Origin of the sequence: Burkholderia reimsis, from assembly GCF_003294055.1 — a bacterium.
Lineage (GTDB): Bacteria > Pseudomonadota > Gammaproteobacteria > Burkholderiales > Burkholderiaceae > Burkholderia > Burkholderia cepacia.
Genome location: NZ_QMFZ01000012.1, coordinates 106975 through 130990, shown reverse-complemented (window position 1 = coordinate 130990; position 24016 = coordinate 106975). Strand labels below are relative to the sequence as shown.

General features: G+C 62.7%; 18 protein-coding genes. 6 read left to right on the top strand and 12 right to left on the bottom strand.

Annotated elements, in window-relative coordinates; translation table 11 throughout:
- Nucleotides 1-19: 19 nt before the first annotated feature.
- From DPV79_RS16365 to DPV79_RS16355, 3 genes are read right to left on the bottom strand one after another with little or no spacing between them, the layout of a single operon-like run.
- Nucleotides 20-2269: a polysaccharide biosynthesis tyrosine autokinase gene (locus tag DPV79_RS16365; RefSeq protein ID WP_113045923.1), complete on the bottom strand. Its 2250-nt coding sequence runs from the start codon at nucleotides 2267-2269 to the stop codon at nucleotides 20-22.
- Between the two features lie 7 nt (nucleotides 2270-2276).
- Complete coding sequence (locus DPV79_RS16360; RefSeq protein ID WP_113045959.1) at nucleotides 2277-2765, bottom strand: arsenate reductase/protein-tyrosine-phosphatase family protein; 489 nt, start codon at nucleotides 2763-2765, stop codon at nucleotides 2277-2279.
- A complete protein-coding gene (locus tag DPV79_RS16355; RefSeq protein WP_244321763.1) occupies nucleotides 2765-3898 on the bottom strand; it encodes a polysaccharide biosynthesis/export family protein in 1134 nt (377 codons plus the stop codon). The genes DPV79_RS16360 and DPV79_RS16355 overlap by 1 nt, the downstream gene beginning before the upstream one ends.
- Here DPV79_RS16355 and DPV79_RS43070 point away from each other — a divergent pair.
- Nucleotides 3897-4058, top strand: a complete 162-nt coding sequence (locus DPV79_RS43070; RefSeq protein WP_208866729.1) for a hypothetical protein — start codon at nucleotides 3897-3899, stop codon at nucleotides 4056-4058. The genes DPV79_RS16355 and DPV79_RS43070 overlap by 2 nt on opposite strands.
- Here DPV79_RS43070 and DPV79_RS16350 read toward each other — a convergent pair.
- On the bottom strand, nucleotides 4036-5439 hold the full coding sequence (locus DPV79_RS16350) for an undecaprenyl-phosphate glucose phosphotransferase (RefSeq protein WP_113045922.1): 1404 nt from the start codon (nucleotides 5437-5439) through the stop codon (nucleotides 4036-4038). The two genes, DPV79_RS43070 and DPV79_RS16350, sit on opposite strands and share 23 nt — an antisense overlap.
- Nucleotides 5440-5907: 468 nt before the next feature.
- Entirely contained in the window at nucleotides 5908-6423 is a 516-nt protein-coding gene (locus DPV79_RS42100) for a hypothetical protein (protein WP_133295670.1), read from the bottom strand.
- Between the two features lie 196 nt (nucleotides 6424-6619).
- On the opposite strand from DPV79_RS42100, the gene DPV79_RS16345 reads away from it, so the two are divergent.
- The 5 genes from DPV79_RS16345 (at nucleotide 6620) to DPV79_RS16325 (ending at nucleotide 12594) form a co-directional block, all read left to right on the top strand.
- On the top strand, nucleotides 6620-7216 hold the full coding sequence (locus DPV79_RS16345; RefSeq protein WP_244321762.1) for a fimbrial protein: 597 nt from the start codon (nucleotides 6620-6622) through the stop codon (nucleotides 7214-7216).
- A gap of 69 nt (nucleotides 7217-7285) precedes the next feature.
- The gene (locus DPV79_RS16340) at nucleotides 7286-8005 is read left to right on the top strand and encodes a fimbrial biogenesis chaperone (protein ID WP_113045921.1); all 720 of its coding nucleotides are present in this window, start codon (nucleotides 7286-7288) and stop codon (nucleotides 8003-8005) included.
- 117 nt (nucleotides 8006-8122) lie between these two features.
- Entirely contained in the window at nucleotides 8123-10612 is a 2490-nt protein-coding gene (locus DPV79_RS16335) for a fimbria/pilus outer membrane usher protein (RefSeq protein WP_208451971.1), read from the top strand.
- A 289-nt stretch (nucleotides 10613-10901) separates the two neighbouring features.
- Nucleotides 10902-11510, top strand: a complete 609-nt coding sequence (locus DPV79_RS16330; protein ID WP_208866728.1) for a fimbrial biogenesis chaperone — start codon at nucleotides 10902-10904, stop codon at nucleotides 11508-11510.
- A 28-nt stretch (nucleotides 11511-11538) separates the two neighbouring features.
- Nucleotides 11539-12594 (top strand): fimbrial protein, encoded by a 1056-nt coding sequence (locus tag DPV79_RS16325; RefSeq protein ID WP_113045918.1) that lies wholly within the window; start codon nucleotides 11539-11541, stop codon nucleotides 12592-12594.
- 424 nt (nucleotides 12595-13018) lie between these two features.
- On the opposite strand, the gene DPV79_RS16315 is transcribed toward DPV79_RS16325, so the two are convergent.
- The 7 genes from DPV79_RS16315 to DPV79_RS16285 form a co-directional block, all read right to left on the bottom strand.
- Nucleotides 13019-16081 (bottom strand): hybrid sensor histidine kinase/response regulator, encoded by a 3063-nt coding sequence (locus tag DPV79_RS16315; RefSeq protein WP_113045916.1) that lies wholly within the window; start codon nucleotides 16079-16081, stop codon nucleotides 13019-13021.
- 174 nt (nucleotides 16082-16255) lie between these two features.
- Nucleotides 16256-16930: a response regulator gene (locus DPV79_RS16310; RefSeq protein WP_113045915.1), complete on the bottom strand. Its 675-nt coding sequence runs from the start codon at nucleotides 16928-16930 to the stop codon at nucleotides 16256-16258.
- A gap of 399 nt (nucleotides 16931-17329) precedes the next feature.
- The gene (locus DPV79_RS16305) at nucleotides 17330-17602 is read right to left on the bottom strand and encodes a hypothetical protein (protein WP_308043792.1); all 273 of its coding nucleotides are present in this window, start codon (nucleotides 17600-17602) and stop codon (nucleotides 17330-17332) included.
- 25 nt (nucleotides 17603-17627) lie between these two features.
- Nucleotides 17628-20711: an ATP-binding protein gene (locus DPV79_RS16300; RefSeq protein WP_113045914.1), complete on the bottom strand. Its 3084-nt coding sequence runs from the start codon at nucleotides 20709-20711 to the stop codon at nucleotides 17628-17630.
- Between the two features lie 365 nt (nucleotides 20712-21076).
- Nucleotides 21077-22093, bottom strand: coding sequence for a hypothetical protein (locus DPV79_RS16295; RefSeq protein WP_113045913.1), 1017 nt, complete (start codon nucleotides 22091-22093; stop codon nucleotides 21077-21079).
- Nucleotides 22094-22207: 114 nt separating this feature from the next.
- Nucleotides 22208-23035: a hypothetical protein gene (locus DPV79_RS16290; RefSeq protein WP_021160568.1), complete on the bottom strand. Its 828-nt coding sequence runs from the start codon at nucleotides 23033-23035 to the stop codon at nucleotides 22208-22210.
- A 120-nt stretch (nucleotides 23036-23155) separates the two neighbouring features.
- Nucleotides 23156-23743, bottom strand: coding sequence for a tetratricopeptide repeat protein (locus DPV79_RS16285; protein WP_060068302.1), 588 nt, complete (start codon nucleotides 23741-23743; stop codon nucleotides 23156-23158).
- Between the last annotated feature and the right edge of the window lie 273 nt (nucleotides 23744-24016).

Sequence of the window (24016 nt, the reverse complement as noted above, 5' to 3'; positions counted from 1 at the left end):
CGGAATCTCCGTCGGCGGATCACGCGCGATCCGCAGCGGTTTGGGAATCGTCGTTGCCGTACCCGTATGCGCCGTAGTTGCCGTACCGAGCAGAGCGCAACCCTGGCCGGAAGTCGTTAAACACGACAGCGGTCGCACGCGCGCCGACGCGTTCGATCCGCTTCGCCGATTCGAGCAGCTCGTCCGAGGTCGTCACGCCGGCGCGCGCCGCAAGCAGGATCGTGTCCGCATGCGCGGCCAGCACGACCGCGTCCGTCACCGGCAGCAGCGGCGGCGCGTCGAGGAGCACGACGTCGTAATCACGTGCAACGTGCGTCAGCAACGCCGCGAGACGATCTGACGTCAGCAGTTCGACCGGCCGGTCGGCGCGCGGTCCAGGCGGCAGCAGATCGACGTTCGGCGCGACGTCGCGCACGATGGCATCGGCAGCGGTCACGTCGCCGCGAAGCACGGTCGACAGGCCGATATCCGGCCGCATGCCGAAGCACTTGGCCAGCTCGCCGCGACGCAGGTCGCCGTCGATCAGCAGCACGTGGGTGCCAGACTGTCCGAGCAACGCGGCCAGGTTGGCCGACACGAACGATTTCCCGATACCCGCGGACGGTCCCGTGATCAGCACACGGTTACCCTCGGGCCGGTCAATCAACTGGAACCGCAGCGCCGTGCACAGGCTCCGCAACGCCTCGACCGCGGGTTCGTTCGGTCGCGCCAGCGCCAGGATCGCCGCTCCGTCTACGGCAGCGGCGCGCTGCGCGATGCGGCGTTGCACGACGCTGTGAGGAATCGTCGCCATCACGTTCAGGTTCGTGTCGCGCTCGATCTCCGCGGGATCGGTCGCGCCGCCGAACAGCACTGCGCGGCCGATGACGCCGCACGTGCCGAGCACGAGCCCCACCATTGCGGCAATCGCCGTGACCAGCACCGGCTTCGGCCGCACGGGCTCGTCCGGCGCGATCGCGCGATCGATCACGCGCACGTTGCCGATCTTGCTCGCAGTCGCCAGGCGAAGCTGCTGGACGCTGTTCAGCAAGCCGACATAGATCTCCGTTTGCACTGTCACGTCCCGGCGCAGGCGCACGACGTTCTGCTGCGCATCGGGCAAACGCCGGATCGTGTCGTTGATCGTCCCGATCTGCGCCTTGGCGGCGGCGATCTGCCGGTCGACCGCCGCGAGTTCCGGGTGAACCTGTGTCATCGTCGACGCCAGCGCCAGCCGCTTTTGTTCGAGTTCGAACAACGACATCTGCGCGGCAGTCGATTGAGTCAGCATCGCCTTCGCCTGCTCGGTCAGGTCCACGATTTCATGGCGGGCCTGGTACGAATTGAGACGGTCCTCCGCCGTCCGCAACTGCTGCTCCACGGTCGGGACCTGGTCGCTCAGGAACGCAAGCGACTTCTCGGCGGTAGCCGCCTTGCGATTCGCGTTCTGCCGCACGTAGTTGTCGGCGAGCACGTTCAGCACGGCGGCAGCGCGCACCGGATCGTGGCTTTCGTACGACACACCGATCACGCCGGACTGATCCTTGCCGCGGTTCGCTATCGTCAGTTTCTTCTGCAGTTCGGCGAGCACGACCTGCCTCGAGTTGGCCTTCACGACGAACTGCGCGCCCACTTCGGCTTCGATGCCGGTCACCTTCAGCGTCACGTCGCCGGCGGCCGTCTTCACGCGCAGCGGCTCGCCGATCGCGCCTTCCGCATCGCGATCGAGATCGCCGCCGGACAGGCGATAACGCCTGTCGCCAAGCGACGTGACGACGAACGTGTGCTCCTGGAGGCCGCGCGGCACGTCGAATTGCGGAACATCGATGCGCTCGTTGCCCCAAACGAACCCGCCTATCCCGAACAGGCCGGGTGTCGACAGCCCACGATTGAAGCGTGCGACGACGGGGCCGATCACAGGTACGCGACGCGGACGCGCTTCGATGTGCAGATGCTGCCCGTCGACAACCGGTTCGGTCACGAGCCGCGAGCGCAGAATCTCCATCTCGCCGTCGTCGGTCGACTTCACGTCGAACAGTGCGCCGATGCCGCCGACCAGCCCGCCTCCCGCCATGCTGCGCAGGTCCGAGCCGCCACTTTCGACCTGCACGGCAATGTCTGCCTTGTAGACCGGCTTCACGACGAACGCATAGCCGGCGCCGAGCGCGGCGCACGCCATCGTGACCGCGACGATGTGGCCTGCATGGCGGATCAGCACGTCGAGAATGCCGCGCACGTCCAGTTCATCGGCGTCGCGTAAATGGGGTTGGCGTGAGGTCGGTGCGTTCATTTGAGGCTCACTGCAAGTGTCCCGGCGCATCCGCACCGGTATCCGAAGGCTGTTGCAGGTTGGGTTCGAAGGTGGCGATCCGCGCAGCCCAATGGGCAACGCCGAGCTCGATCAGCTTTGTCGCGTAGTCGTAGACGTGGCGGCTTCGGCGGTACGGATCCGGAACGTCGGTCTGGTAGCGCTCGGTCAGGCGATACACACGGCCGCGCGTCGTCGGGTAAGTCCGCTCGATCAGGTGCCGATGCGCAGTCTCCATCACGAGAATCAGGTCGGCCCATCGGGAAGCCCGATCATCGATGAGTCGGGCCCGATGCGCCGACAGGTCGAAACCACGCTCGGCAAACAGAGCGTTCATCACCGGGTCGACCGCCATCCCGCCGATCGCCGCGGTGCCTGCCGACGCGATCGAGCGGCCGGGCAACGCGTGCGCGAGCAGCGCCTGCGCAGCCGGGCTGCGGCATACGTTGCCGGTGCACACCACTATGATCCGTCTCATCATTTCGTGACGATCGCAGTCGTCAGGCCCGCGTTGATGGCCGGCAGCAGTTGCGCGAGCACGCGGCCGAAGCGCGCGAGCTTCGTGCTGTCGACGTACACGACGTCGCGCGGCTGTAGCTCGAATTCGTTGGCAAGCACCATCGACACCGGCGAGCTGCCATCCAGATGAAACACCTGCGCCTGCCGGTTCTCGCCAGCGCGAATCACGTAGGTCTGCTTCGGATCGGCCGTACCCTGGTTCACGCTGCCGGCCTGCGACAGCGCATCGGCCAGCGTGAGCCGGCCGTTGCGCAGCGGCAGCGCCGTCGTCGGTTTGTTGACTTCGCCCATCACGTACACGCCGAACTGGTCACGCGCGCCGACCTGCAGCAGGTCGCCGTTGCGCAGCACGATGCGCGACGGATCGACGCGCTCGCGAATCAGGCCCGGCAGGTCGACCGGATAGGCGGCGCCGTCGCGCACGAGCATCATGCGGCTCTGATCGGCATCGGCCGTGAAGCCGCCCGCACGCGTGACAGCTTCGAGCAGTGTCATCGGCGTATCGTTGAGCGGTTGTGCGCCCGGTGCGTGGACTTCGCCGTCGATGTAGATGCGATTCGCGCGATATGACGCGACACGCACCGTCAGCTGCGGCGCGACGAACCACTTCGACAGCCGCGCACGAAGCGCGGACTGAATCTCCATCGTACTCATGCCGGCGACATGCAGTTCGCCCACGTACGGGAAAGCCAGGTTGCCGGCCTGATCGACGACGAAGCCCGCCGGCGGATCGGCAGCACGCACCTGTTGCGTGCCCGGGTTGCCCTGCGCCGCGGCCAGTTCGGGGTGATCCCACACGGTGATCTGCAGCACGTCGCCTGCGTCGATCGCGTATGGCACCGGCGCAGCAAAGAGGGCCGCGCGCGCATGTTCCTCCTGCATGCGTGCCTCGCGCCGCTGGTCCGCAATCAGTTGGCCGTCGATCGACCCGACCTGTACCGACGGGGTCGCTTCACGCGAAGCGGGCCCTTCTTGCAACTGGCTGAGCGATCCCGCAACGATGCGATGTATCGACACCGTCAAGCCGCCGTCATATGCCTGCGTCGCGATTTCGCCATTCCGCGATGCATCGTGCGCGAGATTCATATGCATGCCCGGTTCGACCGCGCAAGCTGACAGCAGTACGATCGGCAAGACCGCGATCGCCAATCGCAAGCGCTGCGCCCGTGAACTGGCTCGTTTTCCTGTTTCCATTTCCGTTGTCCAGACTCCGTACATCGACGCGTCATTCAGTACGCGTTGCGATGCGTGAACCCGTAAAGAACGGTCGCCGCCACGATCCGCATGTCCATCGCAAACGACCAGTTGTTCAGGTAATAAAGATCGTGCTCGACCCGCTTCTGCATCTTTTCGACGCGATCCGTTTCACCACGTAACCCGTTGACCTGCGCCCAGCCGGTAATGCCCGGTTTCACGCGATAGCGGTGGATATAGCCGTCCACCAGATCCCTGTAGACAACGTCGTGTTCGACCGCGTGCGGCCTCGGGCCGACCACCGACATGTCGCCCTTCAGCACATTGAGGAATTGCGGCAACTCGTCGAGGCTTGTCCGTCTCAGCAATGCGCCGACGCGGGTAACGCGCGCATCGCCGCGAGTCGCCTGGCGCACCTCGTCCGACGGCCTTACGTCGTTCACGTACATCGTCCGGAATTTGTAGATCGTAAAAATGCGGCCGTACGCCCCCATGCGCTTCTGCCGAAACAGCACCGGGCCAGGTGACGACAGCTTGACCGCGAGGGCGATTGCGGCCATCAGCGGGGCGATCCCTATCAGCGCAAGACTGGCAAAGATGCGGTCGAACACCGCCTTGCCAACGCGCGCCCGCGTCGACAACGGTGACGCGACGAGATCCAGCGCGGGCATGTCCGAAAGATTCGTGCGACGCGACTCGAACGGCGCCACGCCCGTCAGGTCCGGCACGAAACGGATATTGACGAGATCATTGCGAAACGCGTTGACGAAATCGCTGATGTGATCAGCATCTTTCAGTGGCAGAACGATCCAGATTTCGCTGATACCTTCGCAACGCACGCATTCGACGAAATGCTTCAGTTCGCGATGAACCATCACATCACCCGTGTCGAGCGTGGCGGTACCGGACGTATCGAAGACCGCCGCCACGCTAAACGGCGATGGGATGACGCGATTTGCCAGCGCCCCGCAGAGCCAGCCATGTCCGATGATCGCGATGGCATCACGCATTGCGTGCAACGGCTTCATGCGGTTGCTGCGCCACATCCGGAGCGCACGTAACGCGGCCAGCCCCATCGCAGACGTAACAAACCAGTTGGCGACCCAGTCCGGAATCGGCCAGTACGCTTGGTCGCACGCATACATGACGCCCAGCGAGGCACTCTGAACAATCGCCAGCCCAACAAGCGACACTCCGATGGCTCGCCACGAAACACCGCTCATCCGCCCGGCGACGATTCCGATGAGCGGAAACAGGAACAACGCGAACAGCACCGAAAGCGCGATCAGCAGATGATCGAACAGGAAGTTCGACGAACTTCCGATCCAGTACTTCGCCACGACAGCGGTGACGACCAGCAAGCCAATATCGGGCAGTTGACCGCGGAGAGCCTTCTTCCGAAGGATCGGGCCGTACTGCGCATGATCAAACGAACTCATAACGCCTCATTGATTTCTTACGTCATCGCTTTTTAATTCGATCGCACCAGAAGCACCACCTCATCGGATGGCGAGCAAATTTCAGATACCGATTCTCCGAGAAAATCACCAACCAGAGCCTTGGATGCGTTGATACTGCCATTGCGATTGCATCCATTAAATGAGACACGTCCGGAATGAGGGTGATTTTTAATCGTTCTTGTACTATTCACGATGAGACTTGCCATTTCTTGTGTGGCTCACACGATGATGATTCGGCAGTCAAGGCTTCATGCTGTCGCACTCTTCGAATGCGACACCGAACGGGCACCGTCTGTCTCGGTCCAGTTGGCCGGAACACCGGGGCCATTGACGAATCGTCGCCTACCGGCAGGGCCTCCGGAGGCATCTGCGAGGTGCCTTGGTAAGTTTGTCGGCGAAAACTCGAACGACGTGCCGGTGTATCCGACACACCAACTACATCGAGGATCAAGCCGAAGCTTTTTCGCGACGGAATGACCGTTGCATTGAGGTCTGCCCCCAATTCATTCGTATTGCGGCCCCTGCACCAATCGCATGTCGCACCATCGAGAACGTCCGAAATTTCCATACGCCTCCATAGGACGTGCGATACATGAAATCCATGACGACCACGGGCGCTTGAATTTGTTCTCGCCGGGCACGATCAACATTCAGGCGATTGAGTTTCCGTCTGGCCGAGCGGATCTCAAACGGCGCGACGCGCCATTGCCGCCGGTCAACAACATGGCCCTTCCTGCTTGCCGTTCGGATACGACTCGCTGCCAGGCATGACTCGCCCTGGCACGCCGAATAATCAGGGACCGCGTACCGCGAACGCTTGATTTCACGATTCCGCGCCGATTCATCATGAAATCGCTCGGCCGGGGTCAACCGATCGAAGCGATTCCGGGAAACCGGGAGGTGCGCATCGGTTCGCATGATCGCCCTCTTGCTCGATTCATCGGATGATTTCCATTCGGCCATACCATCAATGTCGAATCTCCTTAATCATTCACCGCCACGCGCGGCATGTTCCGTGAAAAAGTGCGAAATCGTACGAGTCAATTGACACTGGAAATTTTATTCGTACTCGTCCTATACGAGAATTTTCGATGCCCCGATAAACTTTTTCCTGACTCTTCCAAGAGTTAATTCACCTCAATCTCGATTGGAGAAAATCGTGGCTTTCAACAAGAAAATTCTCGCACTGGCAGCATTCGCAACCATGTTCGCAGCCGGCTCGGCCATGGCAGCTGACGGCACGCTCAACTTCACCGGCTCGATCACGGCTGCATCCTGCTCGATCACGGGCGGCGCCGGCTCCACCGTGACGGGCGGCAAGGGTGACCAGAACATCGCGGTCAACCTCGGCACCGTCAGCGCCGACGCACTCGGCGGCGCAGCGGGTGGCGGTATCGCTGCCGGCACGTCGATCAACCTGAACCTCGATTGCGGCAACACCGCAACCGATCTGACCACGGTCAAGGTGAAGTTCGACCCGCTCGCTGGCTCGGGCAGCGATGCGCATAACAACAAGCTGCTGAAGATCTCGGGTACGGCCAAGGGCGTCGGCATCGGCATCTATAACGCCGACAACAAGCTGCTCAACCTGGCCGCCAACGAAACGTTCGACGCACCGCTGGTCAAGGGCGGCACCGACGACGCCCCGGTCTACACCGCAGCGCTGAACCTGCGTGCAGGCTACGTCGCGAACGGCGAGAAAATCGACGCAGGTAGCGCAAACGGCACGCTGCCGTTCACGCTCACCTACGAGTAAATCGTTCCAATCGGGCGGCGGGATGGCAGCTCATGCCGCCCCGCCGCCAGCCCAGATTCAGATTCCGACATGAAAAAAAAGCTCATTGCCGGGCTGGTCGTGGCCAGCTCGTTGCTGACTCTTACCGTTCCCTCCTACGCCGGTATTTCGCTGTCCGGCACCCGGATCGTCTATTCGGCCAAAAGCAAGGAGGCATCGGTACTCGTCAAGAACCAGGCGAAGGACGACGTGATGATCCAGTCGTGGCTCGAAGCGCCGAACGACGCACGCAGCGATCTACCTTTTGCCATCACGCCTTCCCTCAGTCGCCTCGGCGGCGACAAGCAGCAAACGTTGCGCATCTTTTATGCGGGCCAGGGTCTGGCGACCGATCGTGAATCGGTCTTCTGGCTCAACGTGCAGGAGATTCCGCAAAAGCCGAAGGGCGACAACTCGCTGCAAATCGCGGTTCGGCAACGCATCAAGCTCTTCTACCGTCCCGCCGATCTTCCCGGCAAGCCCGAAGATGCAGCTGGCCAGTTGAAGTGGCGCTGGGCCGGTGACGACGGCAAGCCGGCAATGGAAGTCGTCAACGATTCGCCGTACTTCGTGTCCGTCGTGCGGGCAAGCCTCCATATCGGCTCACATGCGTACAAGGTTGTCCCGGAGATGATTGAACCGAAATCTACGCGACGTTTGGCAGTCAAGGATTTATCGAGCTTGTCTGCCGCAGCGGACGCGAAAATCGAATTCGAATCGGTCAACGATTTCGGTGCGGCTGTCAGCACTGAATCGACCGTCTCGAAGTAACCGCACAACAGTACGTTGCTGCCTCTGTCAACCACCATTGACATTACGTCGTACTAATTTAATAGAGGGCGAGCATTTCTGACTCTTCGGCAGGTAGGAAACGCACGCGAACAAGGCATGAATACAACCGTAAGAAAAATCGTAGCGGCTTGCCAGGGAGCGTACTGTCTGATGGCGCTCGGCGGGATCGCCTTGCCTGCCGCCGCCGAGGCGGCAGAGTTCAACGACATGTTCCTGAAGAAGGGCGAAGCTCCCGTCGAGCTCAAATATTTCGAGCAGGGCAGCTCGGTTCCGCCGGGAACGTACGATGTCGACGTGTCGCTGAACCAGCGGAGCACGAAACGCGCGTCTATCGTCTTTGCGGCTAACGCTTCAGGTGAAGTCAAGCCGGTTATCACGTACGGGCTGCTCAAGTCGCTCGGCGTCGACATGAATCGCCTCGAACGCGAACACAAGCTCGAATCCGGCCTTGCTGACGACACGCAGGTGAACCTCGCCGATCTCGTCGAAGGCGCGTCATCCGATTTCGACGTCGGCATGCTGACGCTCAACGTGAGTATTCCGCAAGCCTACGTGCCGGGCCAGTCGCGCGGCTACGTCGACCCGTCGCACTGGAACGAGGGTGTCACCGCAGCCTACACCAACTACCAGGCGACCTTCAGCCACGATACCGACTCCGGATATCGCAGCGACTACTACTACCTCGGCTTGCGCAATGGCCTTAACGTCGGCGCGTGGCGAATCCGGAACGAATCGGCGCTGACGGGGAATCGCGGCACGGCATCGAGCTTCACGGCCAACCGCACCTATGTCGAGCGCGATCTGCAGCGCATCAAGGGCCGGCTGGCGATGGGCGAAGTGTATTCGTCCAGCGATATCTTCGACAGCGTACGCCTCCTTGGCGTTCAGGTGAGTTCCGATACGGGGATGCTGCCGGACGATGAGGTCGGCTATGCACCGGTCGTGCGCGGCATCGCGCAGAGCAACGCCGTCGTGGAGATTCGCCAGAACGGCTATGTGATTTACTCGACGTCCGTCACGCCGGGCGCGTTCGAACTGCGCGACATCTACCCGAGCGGCTCGAACGGCGACCTCGAGGTCCGGATCATCGAATCCGACGGCAGCGTCCGCACCTACCGGCAGTCGTATTCATACCTGCCGGTGATGATCCGCCGCGGCACGATGCGCTACGCGTTCTCCGCGGGCCAGTATCGCGGCTTCGGCCAATCGCGGCCAATGTTCGCGCAAGGCTCGATGGTCTATGGCGTGTCGGACAACCTGACCGGCTATGGCGGCCTCATCGGCGCCGAGCGTTATGCCGCTATCGCACTCGGTGTCGGTTACAACTCGCCGATCGGTGGCGTATCGTTCGACGTCACGCACAGTCAGTCGAACGCGCCGGGGCGCAAGGCGAGCGGCCAGAGCTTCCGCTTCCTGTATTCCAAAACGCTGACGGCAACCGACACGACGCTCACGATGGTCGGCTATCGCTACTCGACCGACGGGTATCGCACGTTCAGCCAGCACGTCGACGATCTCGATCGCATTCAGGGCACTGGCCTGCAGCGCCAGAAAAGCCGCATCGACCTGAACATCAACCAATCGCTCGGCAACAACGGGTCGATATACGCGAGCGTCGGCGAAACGAGCTACTGGAACCGTGGCGGGTCGAGCCGCAACATCCAGCTCGGCTATAGCAGTGCGCTGAAGAATCTCAGCTACAGCGTTGCGGTCGCGCGTACGCAAGATACCGGGCCGTTCGGGCGCTCCGATACGCAGTTCACCGCATCGATCAGCATTCCGCTCGGCGGCGGATCGCGCTCACATCGCGCGTTTGCGAATACGGTCGCGTCAACGAGCGGCGACGTCAACGTCCAGGCTGGTGTCAGTGGCTTCCTGAACGACCAGAACACCGTCAACTATTCGGTTCAGGGCAACTATGCGAAGGGCGCCGGCGGTTCCGGCGGCGCAAGCCTCGGCTGGGACACGCCGCTGGTCAAGCTGAGCTCGAACTACAACCAGTCCGGTCATGGCAAGCACGTCGACGTCAGCGCGGCGGGTTCGATCGTCGCACACAGTGGCGGTGTCACGCTCGGCCAACCGGTCAGCGAAACGTTCTCGATCATCGAAGTGCCTGGTGTGAAGGGAGCCCGCTTTGATTCATCGTCGACGATCAGTACCGACTACCGCGGCTACGCCGTTCTGCCCTATGCACAGCCGTACCGGTACAACTGGATCAACATCGACACAGAGAGCCTCGGCAACGAGACGGAGATCGTGGCGAACTCGCAAGCGATCGTACCGACACGCGGTGCAATCGTGAAGACACGCTTTTCTGCGGAAACGGGTCGTCGCATCCAGTTCGACGTTGCAACTACGGACGGCAGCAAGGTTCCGCTCGGCGCTACGGCATACGATCAAGATAACAAAATAATTGGCATGGTCGACAACGCATCACGATTACTCGTGTTTGGCATCAAGGATCAAGGGCGCTTGTCCATTCGCTGGGGAGAAAGCACTTGCGAAGGCAACTACACGCTTCCACGGAAGAATACGGCGCTTACATACGAGCGTGTCGCCATGAGTTGTCGCATTTCGGGGCGCTAATCTGCGGCATCGGGGTCATTCAGGCCGAAGCAGCCTCTGAGTCGATTGTCTAAGGAAGCGACTTTTGATAACGCGCAATTATTATGAAGGAGGGAATGTCATTGCATACGCCATTCTTTTGCACACCTCCAACCTGCCATTTCGAGCCGGATTCCGCTGTGCGCTCGAAGAAGCGCGGATGGTTTTTTTATTTAAATCTATAATTTTTTTCCTCGTATTTTATTCGACACTTTCCACCGCCCATATTTCATTTGACGACAAAAATCGATTCATAATGAGCGGAAACCGTATGAGCGTCAATATCGTCAACGACGGCGTGGACGCCGCATTGGCCGAGGTGTCCGTTTCGTGGGGCGATAGCAAAAACGTCGACTATGTCCCGCTGGTTGTATCGAATCCGTTATTGAAAATCCCGGCAGGTGGCCGTGCGAGTGTAAATATCCTCTATCAAGGCGAGGGATTGCCGAAGGATCGCGAGTCCTACATGTTGCTCAATATTCTTGATGTGCCGACCGCACCTCACGAACCAAACAACCTGCAGATTGCGTTGAGACATCGCCTCAAGCTGCTCTACCGACCGCCCCTGAAAGAAACACTGGACGATGCGATGGCCAATTTGGGCTGGAAACTACTGGGTAATGGCGATCAGATAGCAGCCAATAACCCATCTCCGTATTATCTAACCCTCACCGATATCGAGATAACCGACCAGAACCATCGAATCTGTGGAGAGCCGATCGAACATCTAATGATTTCGCCATTTTCGTCTACGTCGCTTGAAATTCCAAATTGCTCTCCCGCAAGTTTGCGCTTTGGCATCGTAAGTGACGCCGGCAACATGCGCCCGTATCAGGCGGAGTTAATTCCGGACAAGAATAACCTCGGATCAAGAATGTAACGCTTTAAATGATATTGATAGGAATACCATGAGCAAGATAATTAGATGGGCTTTATTCTCAATTACCCTACTCCTGTCGCACGAAAGTTTCGCGCTGCAGTGTCTTAACAACGCATCAACAGGCAAGGATCCAAACGGACGTCCAATGAACTGGTATGGCGAGAAGAGTCAGTCAAGTGCGCTCGACACCACTATTGCAGTACCGAACACATTGCCAAAGAATACGGTACTGTGGCGATCCCCGAACGTCAGCCTAAAAATTACGTGCTGGGCGGATCAGGCCTCGAGTGGAGAATACGTATACATCTATTTGAGTCCAGACGATGCCGGATACACAAAATTGGGACCGGATCTGGAGCTGGGCATCACGATGAATGGCGTAGATTATTATTGCGATAATGGAATGGAAGTTTATCAAGGCATGTGTCGCAAGAAGCTTGATTGGTATATCCGTTTCTGCGGCTCGAGCTATGGTTGCGCCGACAGTTATTACCAATCCGACTTAACAATCAGCTTTTTTATTTCGAAACGAAGTGCACCCAGCCCCGGCAAGGAAGGGAATTTATCTGGTGTGACGGGAATCTACGGCGCCTTTCAATTTGATGGCGTCGGCGGATTGAACCCCAAAAATTCGACGTTTCGAATGAACGTGACCGGATTGAATAGATTACGCTATGTCGCATGCTCTTCGAAACTGAGCGTCTCGCCAAGCACAATAAATTTCGGCGCTGCCAATCCGAATAATGCCGTCACCGGAAAAACAATCCGGGAAGTTCCGTTTTCCATTACCTCATCAAAGACGTGCAATAGCATATACGGATTGAATGCAATGTTAAAACCAATCCAGGCCACCACGCCCGACAACTATGCAATTATTCCGAACAACAACAAATCAGTATCAATTTCATTGTTTAGCGGAAAAGATCAAAGCGCGATTCCGCTCAATAAAGAATTTGTGCTTGTAGAGAGCAGTGGGGATCGTGTGTCCGTACGAAATTTTCTTGCCCGGCTTAAATGGAACACCAGTAAGCCCACGCTTGGAGAATTTCGTGCCGGTGCCACAATAGACGTTTTTTACAAATAAAATCGCCTTGTCACGTCTTTTAATTCTCCATGGGCAGTGGTACCTGAACAATCCGCAAAGGCCGTGCGACGGAGCATGCGCGGCAACCCACCGCCAGCCCGCGACTGACGGCTGCGACACGTTAGCGTCGGTCGTGCATGGCGGGTTCACCACGGGCAGACGGATCCTGCGCGTTGCACTCGTCCACATACCGGATCGGGTCCAATTCACGGACGATTTCCAGTTTTTGCGCGCTCGTTTTCTAGGAATTGACAGCCCGCTTGCTGAGATGCGACTGCGTGACAATCTCACCGACCGCGTAACCCGCGCCGAAGAGCAGGACCACGTCGATTTCGCGCGCGGATAACGCACGCGTGGCGGGCGAGTCATCGCCGCCCTCAAGCAGTTGCTTGACGAGCGGCGACAAATCTCGGAAAGACGTAGTTTACGATCCCGGCTCAGTCAGCCGCTGCAATGCCAATCCGATCTCATCCCGGAAACCTGGCCAACGTGCGCTGACGGCATCCACCCCGCCCTCGCCCAAGATAGCCTCCATTTCCGCACAAACATCGCGCGCGTCTCCATCACTCGCCATCGCGAAGCCGCCCCGCATCGAATGCAGTTCGACCTTGATCGAATCGATCTCTCCTTCCGGCAACGCTGCTTCGATCACCGCCAGCGAACGTAGCGTCGCGTCGCGCAACGCCCGCCGCATCTCTTCGGTCACGACCGGCGACCCGTCATGCGCGACCGCCGCAAGTGCATGCACATCACCCGTCACCACCCGCCGCCCGCCATGCCGGCGCAATACCGCTTCGAGCGTTCCGATCGACAACGGCTTCAGCACGACCTCCACCGTACCGGCCCGTTCGCAGCGCTGGCGGTCCTCATCGGTCGCGTGCGCGGTCATCGCGATCACCGGCACTTTCGCGCCCTGCTCCCGCAGAAAATTTGCCAGCGCGAACCCGTCGAGTTCCGGCATGCCGAGATCCGTCAGCACGACGTCGTACGGATGCTCGAAAAACGCGCGCATTGCCTCTACGCCGTTGGATACGATCGTCGCGTCGTAATGCAGCGCGTCGAGCTGGTCGCGCAGCAATGCGCGACTCGCGGGATGATCCTCGGCGACTAGCACACGCAGCGGCTCCTCGTCGTCCTCCCGGCCCGGCGGGCCCGCGTCGGCCGCCGCCGTCGCTCGGGACTCGTCATCCGCTTCCGATGCCGATCCATAACCGCGCACCGCATCCGCGAACGCCGGCAGTTCCGGCACGTCGATACGCCACCCGGGTGCGGCTTCGGGCAGCGGCAACGCGGCCACGAAGGTCGTGCCTTCGCCAAGACGACTGTCGACGCTCAGCTCACCGCCCATCAGCGTGACGATGCGCTTGCACAGCGGCAACCCGAGCCCCGTGCCGCCGAAGCGGCGATACACCGATGCGTCGGTCTGGATATAGACGTCGAACAGCGTCGACACGCCGTCTTCGGGAATGCCGATGCCCGTATCCCGGACGATGATCTCGACTCGTCTTCCCGCGGCACCGGCCGGCGCGGGCCGCGCCTCGACCGTCACGTCGCCGCGCTTCGTGAACTTGATCGCGTTGCTGACGAGGTTCGACACCAGTTGACGCAGCCGGGTCGGATCGCCGACGTAGCCGTCGGCCAGTTCCGGCGCTACGCGACAAGCAAGCCCGAGGTTTTTCGCTTCCGCGAGCGGACCGAACATCGCGGTCACGTCGTCCAGCAGGCGACGCAGATCGAACGGGATGCTTTCCAGCACCATCTGGTTCGACTCCGCCTTCGAAAGATCGAGTACGTCATTGATCACGCGCAGCAACGTGTCCGACGACGAAGCGACCGTATTCAGGCGCCGCCGCTCCGCCGACGGTAGCGCCCCGCGCGCCATCAACTCGAGATTGCCGATGATCGCATTGAGCGGCGTGCGGATCTCGTGGCTCATCGTCGCGAGGAACGTGGATTTGGCCTTGTTCGCGTCCTCGGCGGCCACACGCGCCGCACGGAGCGTCTCCTCCACTTCCTTGCGCGCGGTGATGTCGATCAGTGTGCACAGCAGCACGTCGATGCCGCGGTACTTGGCGCGCACCATGTGCGCATCGAGATACGCGGTGCCGTGTTCCGCGCGCTCGATCTCGAATTCATGCGTGACGAGCCCGTGCGCGCCATCGTCGACGCGCACCTCATCGCGATAAACCTGCCACAGTCTTTTGCCGAGCGGCGACCCCGAAACGGCCTTGTCGTAGGCAGCCATCGCATCGTTGCGCACGATCGCGTCGCCGTCGGCGAGCGACAGCAGCGCGAGGCCGGCCGGCGCCGTGCGAATCAGCGTGCGGTTCAGCGCCTCGCTTTCGATCAGGCGTATCGCGCGCCGATTGGCAGGACGCAGCGCGCGCCGGTCGAACAGGACGATCGCGACCCACAACACCGCGATGCCGAACAGCGCCAGGACGCACGTGATGCCGATACGCGTGGCATTGGCCACCGCCACGCTTTGCCACGAAACGCTCTTGATCAGCACGAGGTCGGCCCCGGGCAGGCGATCCCCAAGCACGAAGCGGCCGCCGATGCGATGCGGAATGGCTGGCGCACGATCCCGATTCAGCACGCGGTCGAGCATTCGCGCGACGACTCCGCTGTCATGCGTCCGCCCCATCACGATATGCCCGCTCGTGTCGACGAGCACTTTCTCTTCGTCCGGCGCCTGCGGCGCCATGATCCGGTCGAGTTCGGGACGCCCGTTGAAGACAAGCCATGCGAACGGCTCGCCGTTCTCGTTGCGCAGCCGTTGCGCAATCCGGGTCACGGGCCTGCCAAGCAACGGATCGTCGCGCGTCTCGATGACGACGCGGTCATCGACGCCCGCCGGTTCGAGGCGTCGCGCCAGCGCCCGCAGATCGGACGGGGCCAGCCGTGCGGGGGCCCGTGCAGCCAGTTCAGCGCCGAACAACACCAGATAGTCGTCGTTCACGCCGATCAGGTAAGCCGAGAAACTCAGCGCAATCGAAACCGGCGACGGTGTGGCCACGGCGTGGCCCATCCGGTAGAGCGCGCCGATATAGCGCAGATACGCAGCAGGCGAATGCCCCGGCGTGATATCTGCGAACCCGACGACCCTCGACTTCCCGTACGGGTTCGGCCAATCGAGCCGGCCGCCATTGTCGATCAACGTCTGCAGATCGGACGGCGGCACGACTTCGGGGTTGCTGTTGGCCGCGGTCATGTTGTCGGCGAATCGTCCAAGCAACACCTTCGTCACCTGCAACTCGCCGTGCAGTTGCGCCGCTTCCCGCAGGAACGACGAGCGCATCTGGGCAACGTAGTCGTCGACGGCAAGCCGGACGACCAGGAACGCACACAGCACGATGAACACGGTGATCGCCACGCCGCCGCCGTACAGCAGCGCGTACTGCTGGCGACGGACCCGGACCGGGTCGAACGGTTTGCCGCCAACGGCGGCAGCCTGCGCGGCCAGCCTTTTCAGTTTGTCGGGCATACGCTTCGATGTGGTTTCACTGTCGTCGAACGTGAGCCGGTATTCGCCCTTGCTGGCAACAGCTTGCCGAGGGTGCAACCGTCACGCGTCGGACATGCGCGCAGGAACGGTGCGTCACCGTGCCGCCCGCGCTGCGCGCCTGCCTGTGGCCGGTGCCGAGCCGTGTGGCCCAGGTCAGTCACGTGCGGGGGTTGCGCCCGGAGCGGACGGATCCTGCACGTCGCCTTCGTCCGCATACCGGATCAGGTCCGCGTCGCGAACGATCCCCAGCTTCTTCATCGCGCTCGACTTCTGGGAACTGATGGTCTGCTTGCTGCGATGCAGCTGCGTGGCGATCTCGCCAACCGTGTAGCCAGCGCCGAAGAGCCGGACCACCTCGATCTCGCGCGTCGTCAGCGCGCGCGCGACGGGCATCGCATCGCCATCCTGAAGCAGTTGCTTCACGAACGGCGACATGTAGTTCGCGCCGACATAGGCCGCGTGCACGGCGCCGATCAGGTGCGACAGCGCATCCGACTTGCTGAGGATGCAGCTCACGCCCTGCTTCTGGATCGCGCGCAGCACGCTCGGGTTGTCGATCATCGTGATCGTCACGATACGCAGCGCGGGGTAACGACGCTGCAGGAACGACAGCAGCACGAGGCCATCGCCGTACTTGCCGCCTGGCATCACGTAGTCGAGCACGAGCACGTCGCTCGGCTGCGCATCGAGCGCCGTGACCAGATCCGTCGAGTTCGAAACGGCGCCCACCAGCTTGATCGTGCTGTTGCCTTGCATCGCCTGCGACATCCCGAGCGCCGACGCCGGATGATCATCCGCCACCATCACGCGCACTGAAAATTCGTCCATGCTCCTGTTTCTCCCCGAGGCTTCCCGTCACGCATCCGGCGCACGACGCAACGCTCGCATCCTCGCGCCGTCGGCCGATCGTCAGCTACATACGGCCGCCGGACAATAGTGACCTAATTTTAAGATAAATCCGGCCGCGTTTGCCGGTCGGGCGGTCGATGCATCGCGCATCCTGCGCGCCAACTGGCGAACGGGCTGCGATGGCCGCGTCGCGCAGTTTGAGGGATCGAACACGCGTCACCGGGGAAATCGGCTACGCGGCGCGCCCGTACGTGCCAGAGGCGGCACTTGCAAGCGGCTGGCACGTGCGGGTCCTCACCGCCTGCCGCCATCATACGGAGGGCGTCTCGGCGGACGGGCGCGGGGAGATCCCGCTACGTACCGCCCCGCCACCACGCACTATCGGTGCACCGACTCGCCGGGTTCGTCATGCCGCGCACCTTCCTGGCGCATTTTCCAATCGTTGATCGCGCGCCGTCTCTGAGTCGGCGACATCAGCAGATACTCGTTCATTATCGTCAGAAATTCCTTGCGCGACCGCTCGGACAGCGCCGCGAATTCGATCAGCAATGCGAATATCTTCCCCAGGTGACGCATGGTCTTCCCCTCCAGTGTGATTTGAAATGTGCACTGCGACCGGCGCAGGCACTCTGCCCCTGTCATGTCGGACATGCGTTGCCGGATTCCGTGTTGCCGGTTACTTGTCATGCAGTGCCGCCTCGCGATCGGTCGGCACGCTCGCCGCGCTTTCCGGCGCAGCACCGCACCGCTGCCACACAGAGGCAAGCGCGGTGCGCAAGTGGACGAGCGTCACGGGTTTCGTCAGGACGCGCCGCACGCCTGCCGACAGGTAGCGGCGCATGCCATCGGGCGACACGTGCGACGTGATGACCAGTACGTCGCACGCGGCACCTTGGTCGCGCGCGGCTTCCGCCAGCTCGTGCGCGCGCAGATCGGGAAGATCGGCGCCGATCAGCAGCACGTCCCAGTCGCCGCCGGCCAGCGATTCGAGCACCGCGCGCCCGGACCCGACCTCGGCCACCGTGCAGCCGAGTGCATGCAGCTGCTCGCGGAAAATCGACCCGTCAACGGCTTCGTCGCGAGCGACCAGCACGCGCGGCGCACGGGCGATGGAGGGCTGTGACTGCGCCATCCCGGCGCGCCGCCGGCCGGGCATGGCGACAAGCGCAAGTTCGCCACCGGACGAAGCGGCAATCGCGCTTTCACCGCGACACGACGCGCAACACGACAGCGCGGCGCGCAGGCCGCCGAGCGAATAACTCGATACGCGCACCGTGCCGCTTGCGCGGTGCGGTTCGAGCGGGCCATCGCGCGTGGCGAGGATCAGGGGCGCACAGCCGCGCAGGTTGCCCAGTTCGGCGTGCGACCAGGTGTCGGGATCGCCGATCAGCACGACCGGGCCTGCCAGATCGCCCGGCAGGCTCGACAGGGTGTCGTACACGTCGACGTCGAACCCCCATGCATGCAGGTGCGGCAACGCGAATTCGCGCCATTCGCGATGCGCGGCAACGAGCGTCAGCGCACATGCATGCGCGCGCACGCCGTGCGGCCGGCCGAGCATCGCGACTTTCGTGCCGAGCGGCAGACGGATCGTGAAGCGACTGCCGACACCCGGCTCGCTCTCCACGCCGATGCTGCCGCCCATCGCCGCGACGAGGCGGTCGCACAGCGCGAGCCCGAGCCCCGTGCCGCCATAGCGCCGCGTGATCGACGTATCGACCTGCGTGAACGCCTTGAACAGCTTGCGCCGATGCTCGTCGGCAATGCCGATGCCGGTATCCTCGACCGCGACCGACAGCACCGGCGCGCCGTGGCCGTCCGCAACGACGGCCACGCGCACCGTCACGCGGCCCGTGCTCGTAAACTTGATCGCGTTGTTCAGCAGGTTGCCGAGCACCTGCGCGAATCGCGTCGGATCACCGCGCACCCGCTGCGTATCGGCCGCGTCGATTTCGCAGAACAGCTGCAGGCCCTTCGCCTTCGCGATCGGCGCGAACGCGCTCAGCTCGCGTGCGACCGTCGCGATCACGTCGAACTCGATCGACTCGACCTGCATCGCGCCGGCCTCGATCTTCGAGAAATCGAGAATGTCGTTGACGAGCGCGAGCAGGCTCGTCGCCGACGTGCGCAACGTGCCGATGCGGCCGTGCTGGACCGCATCGAGCGCCGAGCGTTCGAGCAGTTCGAGGTTGCCGAGGATCACGTTCAGCGGCGTGCGGATCTCGTGGCTCGTCGCCGCGAGGAACGACGATTTCGCGGCATTGGCCGAATCGGCCGCGCGCACGGCCTCTTCGAGCTTCTGCATCAGCTGGTGCTTCGCGGTGGTATCGGTGACCGCGGCGATCAGCACGTCCGCGCCCTGATAGCGTGCGCCGCACGCGATGAATTCGAGATGCAGGTGCGCGGCTTCGCCGCTGCCGATCACGAGATCGTCGTGCAGCACGCGGCCCGCGCCACCGCTCGCGACGTGCACCTGCCACGCGGTGGCGATCTGGTTCGACAGCTCGCGATGATCGCCGCCGTTGCGGGCGACCATCTCCCTGAGCGCGGGACTCGCCAGCATGCAGCGCCCGTCGTCGCGCGCGATCAGCCCAAGGCCGATCGGCGCCATCTCGATCACGCTGCGGCACAGCGCCTCGCTGTCGAACACGCGCTGCGAGCGCGCATAGAGCGGCGCGAATTCGCGCCGGTGAAAGCGCAGCAGCAACACCCACATGACGGTGAGCGTCAGCAGCGTCGCCGCCGCCAGCGTGCCCGCCGAATGCGCGACGCCGGCCGCAACGTCGGCCCACGACAACGCATACGTGAACGTCCAGCCCGTCGATTCGAGCTTGCCGTGAAACATCAGGAAACCGTCGCGGAACACCGGCGAACCCGACGGGCCGCCGCCACGCCACCGGGCCAGTTCCAGCAGGCGCGCCGCGCGGCCGGCGTCGCCCACGGCGGGATCCATCGCGACGAGCCGGCCGTCGGCCGTCGCGATGGTGAACACGCCGTCGGGCCGATAGTCGGCCAGCCATGACAGCAGGTACTCGGGCGGATATTCGGTGACGAGCACGGCAAACGTTTTACCGTTGTCGTGCGCCTCGGCCGCGATCCGGATGCGCGGCTGCCCCGACACGGGATCGATGAAGGGCGCGAGCCAGCGCACGTGCGGACGGCTATCGACGACACCCGGATACGCGCGCTCGAAATCGATGCGCAGCGCGTCCAGCACGCGTGCGCGATCGTCAGGCGACACCAGCGCGGGATCGTCGCGGTTCCGGTTCGGCACCAGCCCGAACATGCCCGTGCGCGTGCTGTAGTGGTAGCCCTCCAGCGTGCGCCCGCGATTGATCGAACTCGCCGCGCAGATGCGCGCCAGCAGCACCGACAGCGACAGGTAGCGCGCCACCTCGATGCGATCGCCCGTCTGCCCCGGCACGCCGAGCACGAGCGACGGATGCGGCCGGATCGCGACGCGCTGGTCGTCGCCGAAGAAGGCATCGACGACCGATTCCGGCGCGCTATCGGCCTCGCGCCAGATCAGCTGCGCATTCGCGACGCCGTTGCGGAACGAGGTTTCGCTCACCTGGATCTCGTTGAGCGTCTGCTCCAGCCCGTTCAGGTAGTTGCGCCGCTCGCCCTCGACATGCCCCGAGACGATCGCCGTCATCCCGAGACCGCATGCGATCAGGACCAGGATGGTAACGACGATGCCGCCACCGAACACGGAAATGCTCAGATAGCGGCGAAGGGATTGAAGCGGACTCTGCGGCATGACGCGCGACGAGGGTCGCGCCCTCGAACGATGCCGATTCGAAGTGCGACGCCTGGCCGGAATTCACCATGGAAAAGATGGAATGAATTCCGACGATGCCAAACGGGTATGGGAGCGTCCACCCCAAATGAACCGTTTCGTACACGTCAAATCCTATTGAGCGGATATTTAGAACTTGACCGAAATTCGGTGCGGGAAAATGTGGCGTTCGGACGCATCCCGGCTGCACGTCGGACCCTGCGACGCACAACCGGGAGGAAGAGGAGGCGAGGAAAAAAGGCGGGGGCGGGCCATCAAGCGGCATACCCCCACGGAAGCGCCGCTCAGGCGGCGAGGCACTTCGGCGGCCGTCGAACGACGGCAGGTCAGTTCTGCGTGAGCGGGTTGAGCGTCGTGCACAGGAACCCCGTGCAGTTCGCCGGCTTGAAATAGAACGACGCCATCACCGGCGTGGGGGCGCCGAGCGCGAGATCGCTCAGATACGCGGTACCCTGCGCGCCGAACGTGTTCGACTGCTGGACGAAGCTGGCACCGGTCGACTGGATCGCGGCCGACTGGTACGTGAAGGTCGGCGACTGCGTCTGGTCCTTCACGTAGACCCACGAGATCGTGCTGCCGAACACCATCGCGCCCTTCGCGCGATAACCCTTCGCACCTTCGCTGTTGGCCTGCGCGATGAAGTCGCTGACGCTCGTCGTCGGCGTGAGCGCATCGTACGTGTAGGTTGCGCTCGACGCGTTGTTCTTCATGTACACGTTCGACTGCACCGAGCCGATCACCATCGGGCCCAGGAACCAGTAGCCCGACTGGCCCTGGCCGTTCGCCTGCGTGAGGAACGCGTTCGGGTCGGCCGGCAGGCCGGTCGTCGTATACGTGTAGGTGGCCGACGAACCGCCATCCTTGCGATACAGGTAGCCGTACGTGAGCGGCCCTTCGTAGCGATAGCCGTTCGTGCCCTGCGTGTTGGCCTGGTTGAGGAAGGTCGTCCAGTCGCCCGGCGCGGATTGCAACTGGTACGTGTAGGTCTGCACGGTGCCGTCGTTCACGAAGATCGAGCGCGAGCCGCCGTCGGACGGGGCGTAGTAGTAGTCGCCCAGGTAGCGGTAGCCCTTCGCGCCTTCGCTGTTGAGCAGCGTCAGGAAGCTCGCCTGGTCCGCCGCGGTCGGCTGCGCGTCGTAGCGCAGCGTCAGCGTGCCGCTGCCTGAGCCGCCGGAGCCGCCCGACCCACCCGAGCCGCCGCTACCGCCGCTTCCCGTCCCGCCGGTGCCGCCGTTGTTGCTCGTGCCCGATCCGCCGCCGGACGACGCAGGTGATGAATTGTCGTCGCCGCCGCAGGCGGTCAGCGCGAGACAGGTCAATGCGATCAATGCAACGGCTTTCATCGGAATCACCTCGAAACGAACAGGACGAACGAAGCCGGCGCGCGCGGCTCACGCCACACGCACGGACGATTGCGAAGCGGAAACCGGCCGGCGGCGCACCGCCGGCCCTTGACGTCAGTTGACCTGGAGCTGGCCACCGCGGCCGAGGCCGCCCTTGACGTCCTGCGCCTTGTAGCTGCGCAGTGCGACGACCATCTTGTTGTACGCGTCGATGAACGCGACGACGGTCGCCTTGCCTTCCGGCGTCGACGAGAAGCCCGCGAGCGCACCGCCCACGCCGCCGCCGAAGCCGCCCAGCGCGGCACCGTAGTTGGTCGCCGTCGAGCTGCCTTCCGATGCCGCGATCTGCACGGCCGAGCGCACGTCGAACAGCGTCAGCGTGACGACCGATGCTTTCGTCTGCAGGTGGCCGGCCACCGCCGCCACCGCGCTGTTGCCGATCAGCCCGCCGATCATGCTGCCGATGCCGCCGATCGGCGAATCGTTGATGACGATCTGCGGTTCCATGTAGTAGTCGGCCGCGACACGCTGGCCCTTCTGCTGCTTCGAGCCCGCGCGGTATTCGCCCGAGTTGCGCTGCAGCTGCGTGATGCGCGACAGGCGCGCGTCGCTCTTCTGGTTGCCGATCGACGTGATCACGAAGCAGTTCGACTGCTGGACGGCCAGGCGCAGCAGCGGGTCGATCGTCGTCATCTTGGTCGCGCTGCCGAACGGGCCCCACCAGTCGGCATTGCGGCCGTCGTCGACGGCGATCGTGCCGAGCGGCGACGCGCAGCGCTGCAGCCCCGTGTCGGCGCCGGCGCTCGTGCCGCCCGCGGCGGCACCGGTCACGCCCGCGTTCTGACCGCCGGGCGTCACGACGCCGCCGCAGCCCGCCACGGACGCGCAAAGCGCTGCGACCAGCGCACCTTGAGTGAGACGTTGGGAAAGGTTGGTCTTCATGTCGTTGTCGATCGATTAGAGTCGTTGTTCGGCTTATGTGTTCGTGCGAACTTCGATAAGCCCCCCGGCTGGCGCGCGATGGTGGTCTCCCCGCTGCTGCCCCCGTTGCTTCAGGCCCGGTCAGTAGTACCAGTACGTCTGCTGCCAGACGCCGTAGTACGGATAGCCCGAGTACCAGTAGCCGTAATAGACGTCACGCCACTGCGTGCGCCATTTCCAGTCTTCTTCGTCTTCCTTCTTGGCCTTGCGTGCAAGGTCGAGCAGCTTCTTCGACTCCTTGTCGCCGCGGGCGGCCGCGATCGACAGCCACTTCTCCGCTTCGCGCGCGTCGGAGCCCATTTCCTCGAGGCCGAACAGGTAGAAACTGCCGAGCGCCTTCTGCGCCTGCAGGTCGCCACGCTCCGCGGCCTCGCGCATCCACTTGAGGGCCTGGTAGCTGTCCTGGCGCACGCCGTCGCCGCGGAAATAGCGCAGGCCGAGGTCGTAGGCGGCCTTCGGCTGGGTCTTCGCGGTTTGCTTCAGCGCGGCGATGCGCGGATCTTCGCGGTCTTCCGAATCGTCCCTTTTTTGATAGGACACCTGATCTTTAGGGCGGTCGGAACATCCTGTGTCGTCGCAGATCCGCACCGTGTTGGCGGTGACGGACGGATCCTGCGCGCACGCGGCCAACAGCAACAGCAGCCCCGGTGCGAGTAGACGGCGGAACATTGGTACTTTCCTCAAGTTTTATTGGCGCCGCAATTCTTCGAGCCTTTCACCCCCGTGAGCTCGCACCCGGCGGCGCGCGGCGCAACGGATACAATCCGTCGACGCCGACACGCACTCCAAGGCTCTCTCAGGTTCTCTCTTCGAATCGTTCAGTCACCGCTTCATTGTTGTCGCTTTTCGTTGTACCGGCTGTTGCCGGCTGCGATCTCCAAACATGACGCGACAAACAAAGGTGACGTGGTGAGCAATAATAATGGAGAAAAATAGCATGTC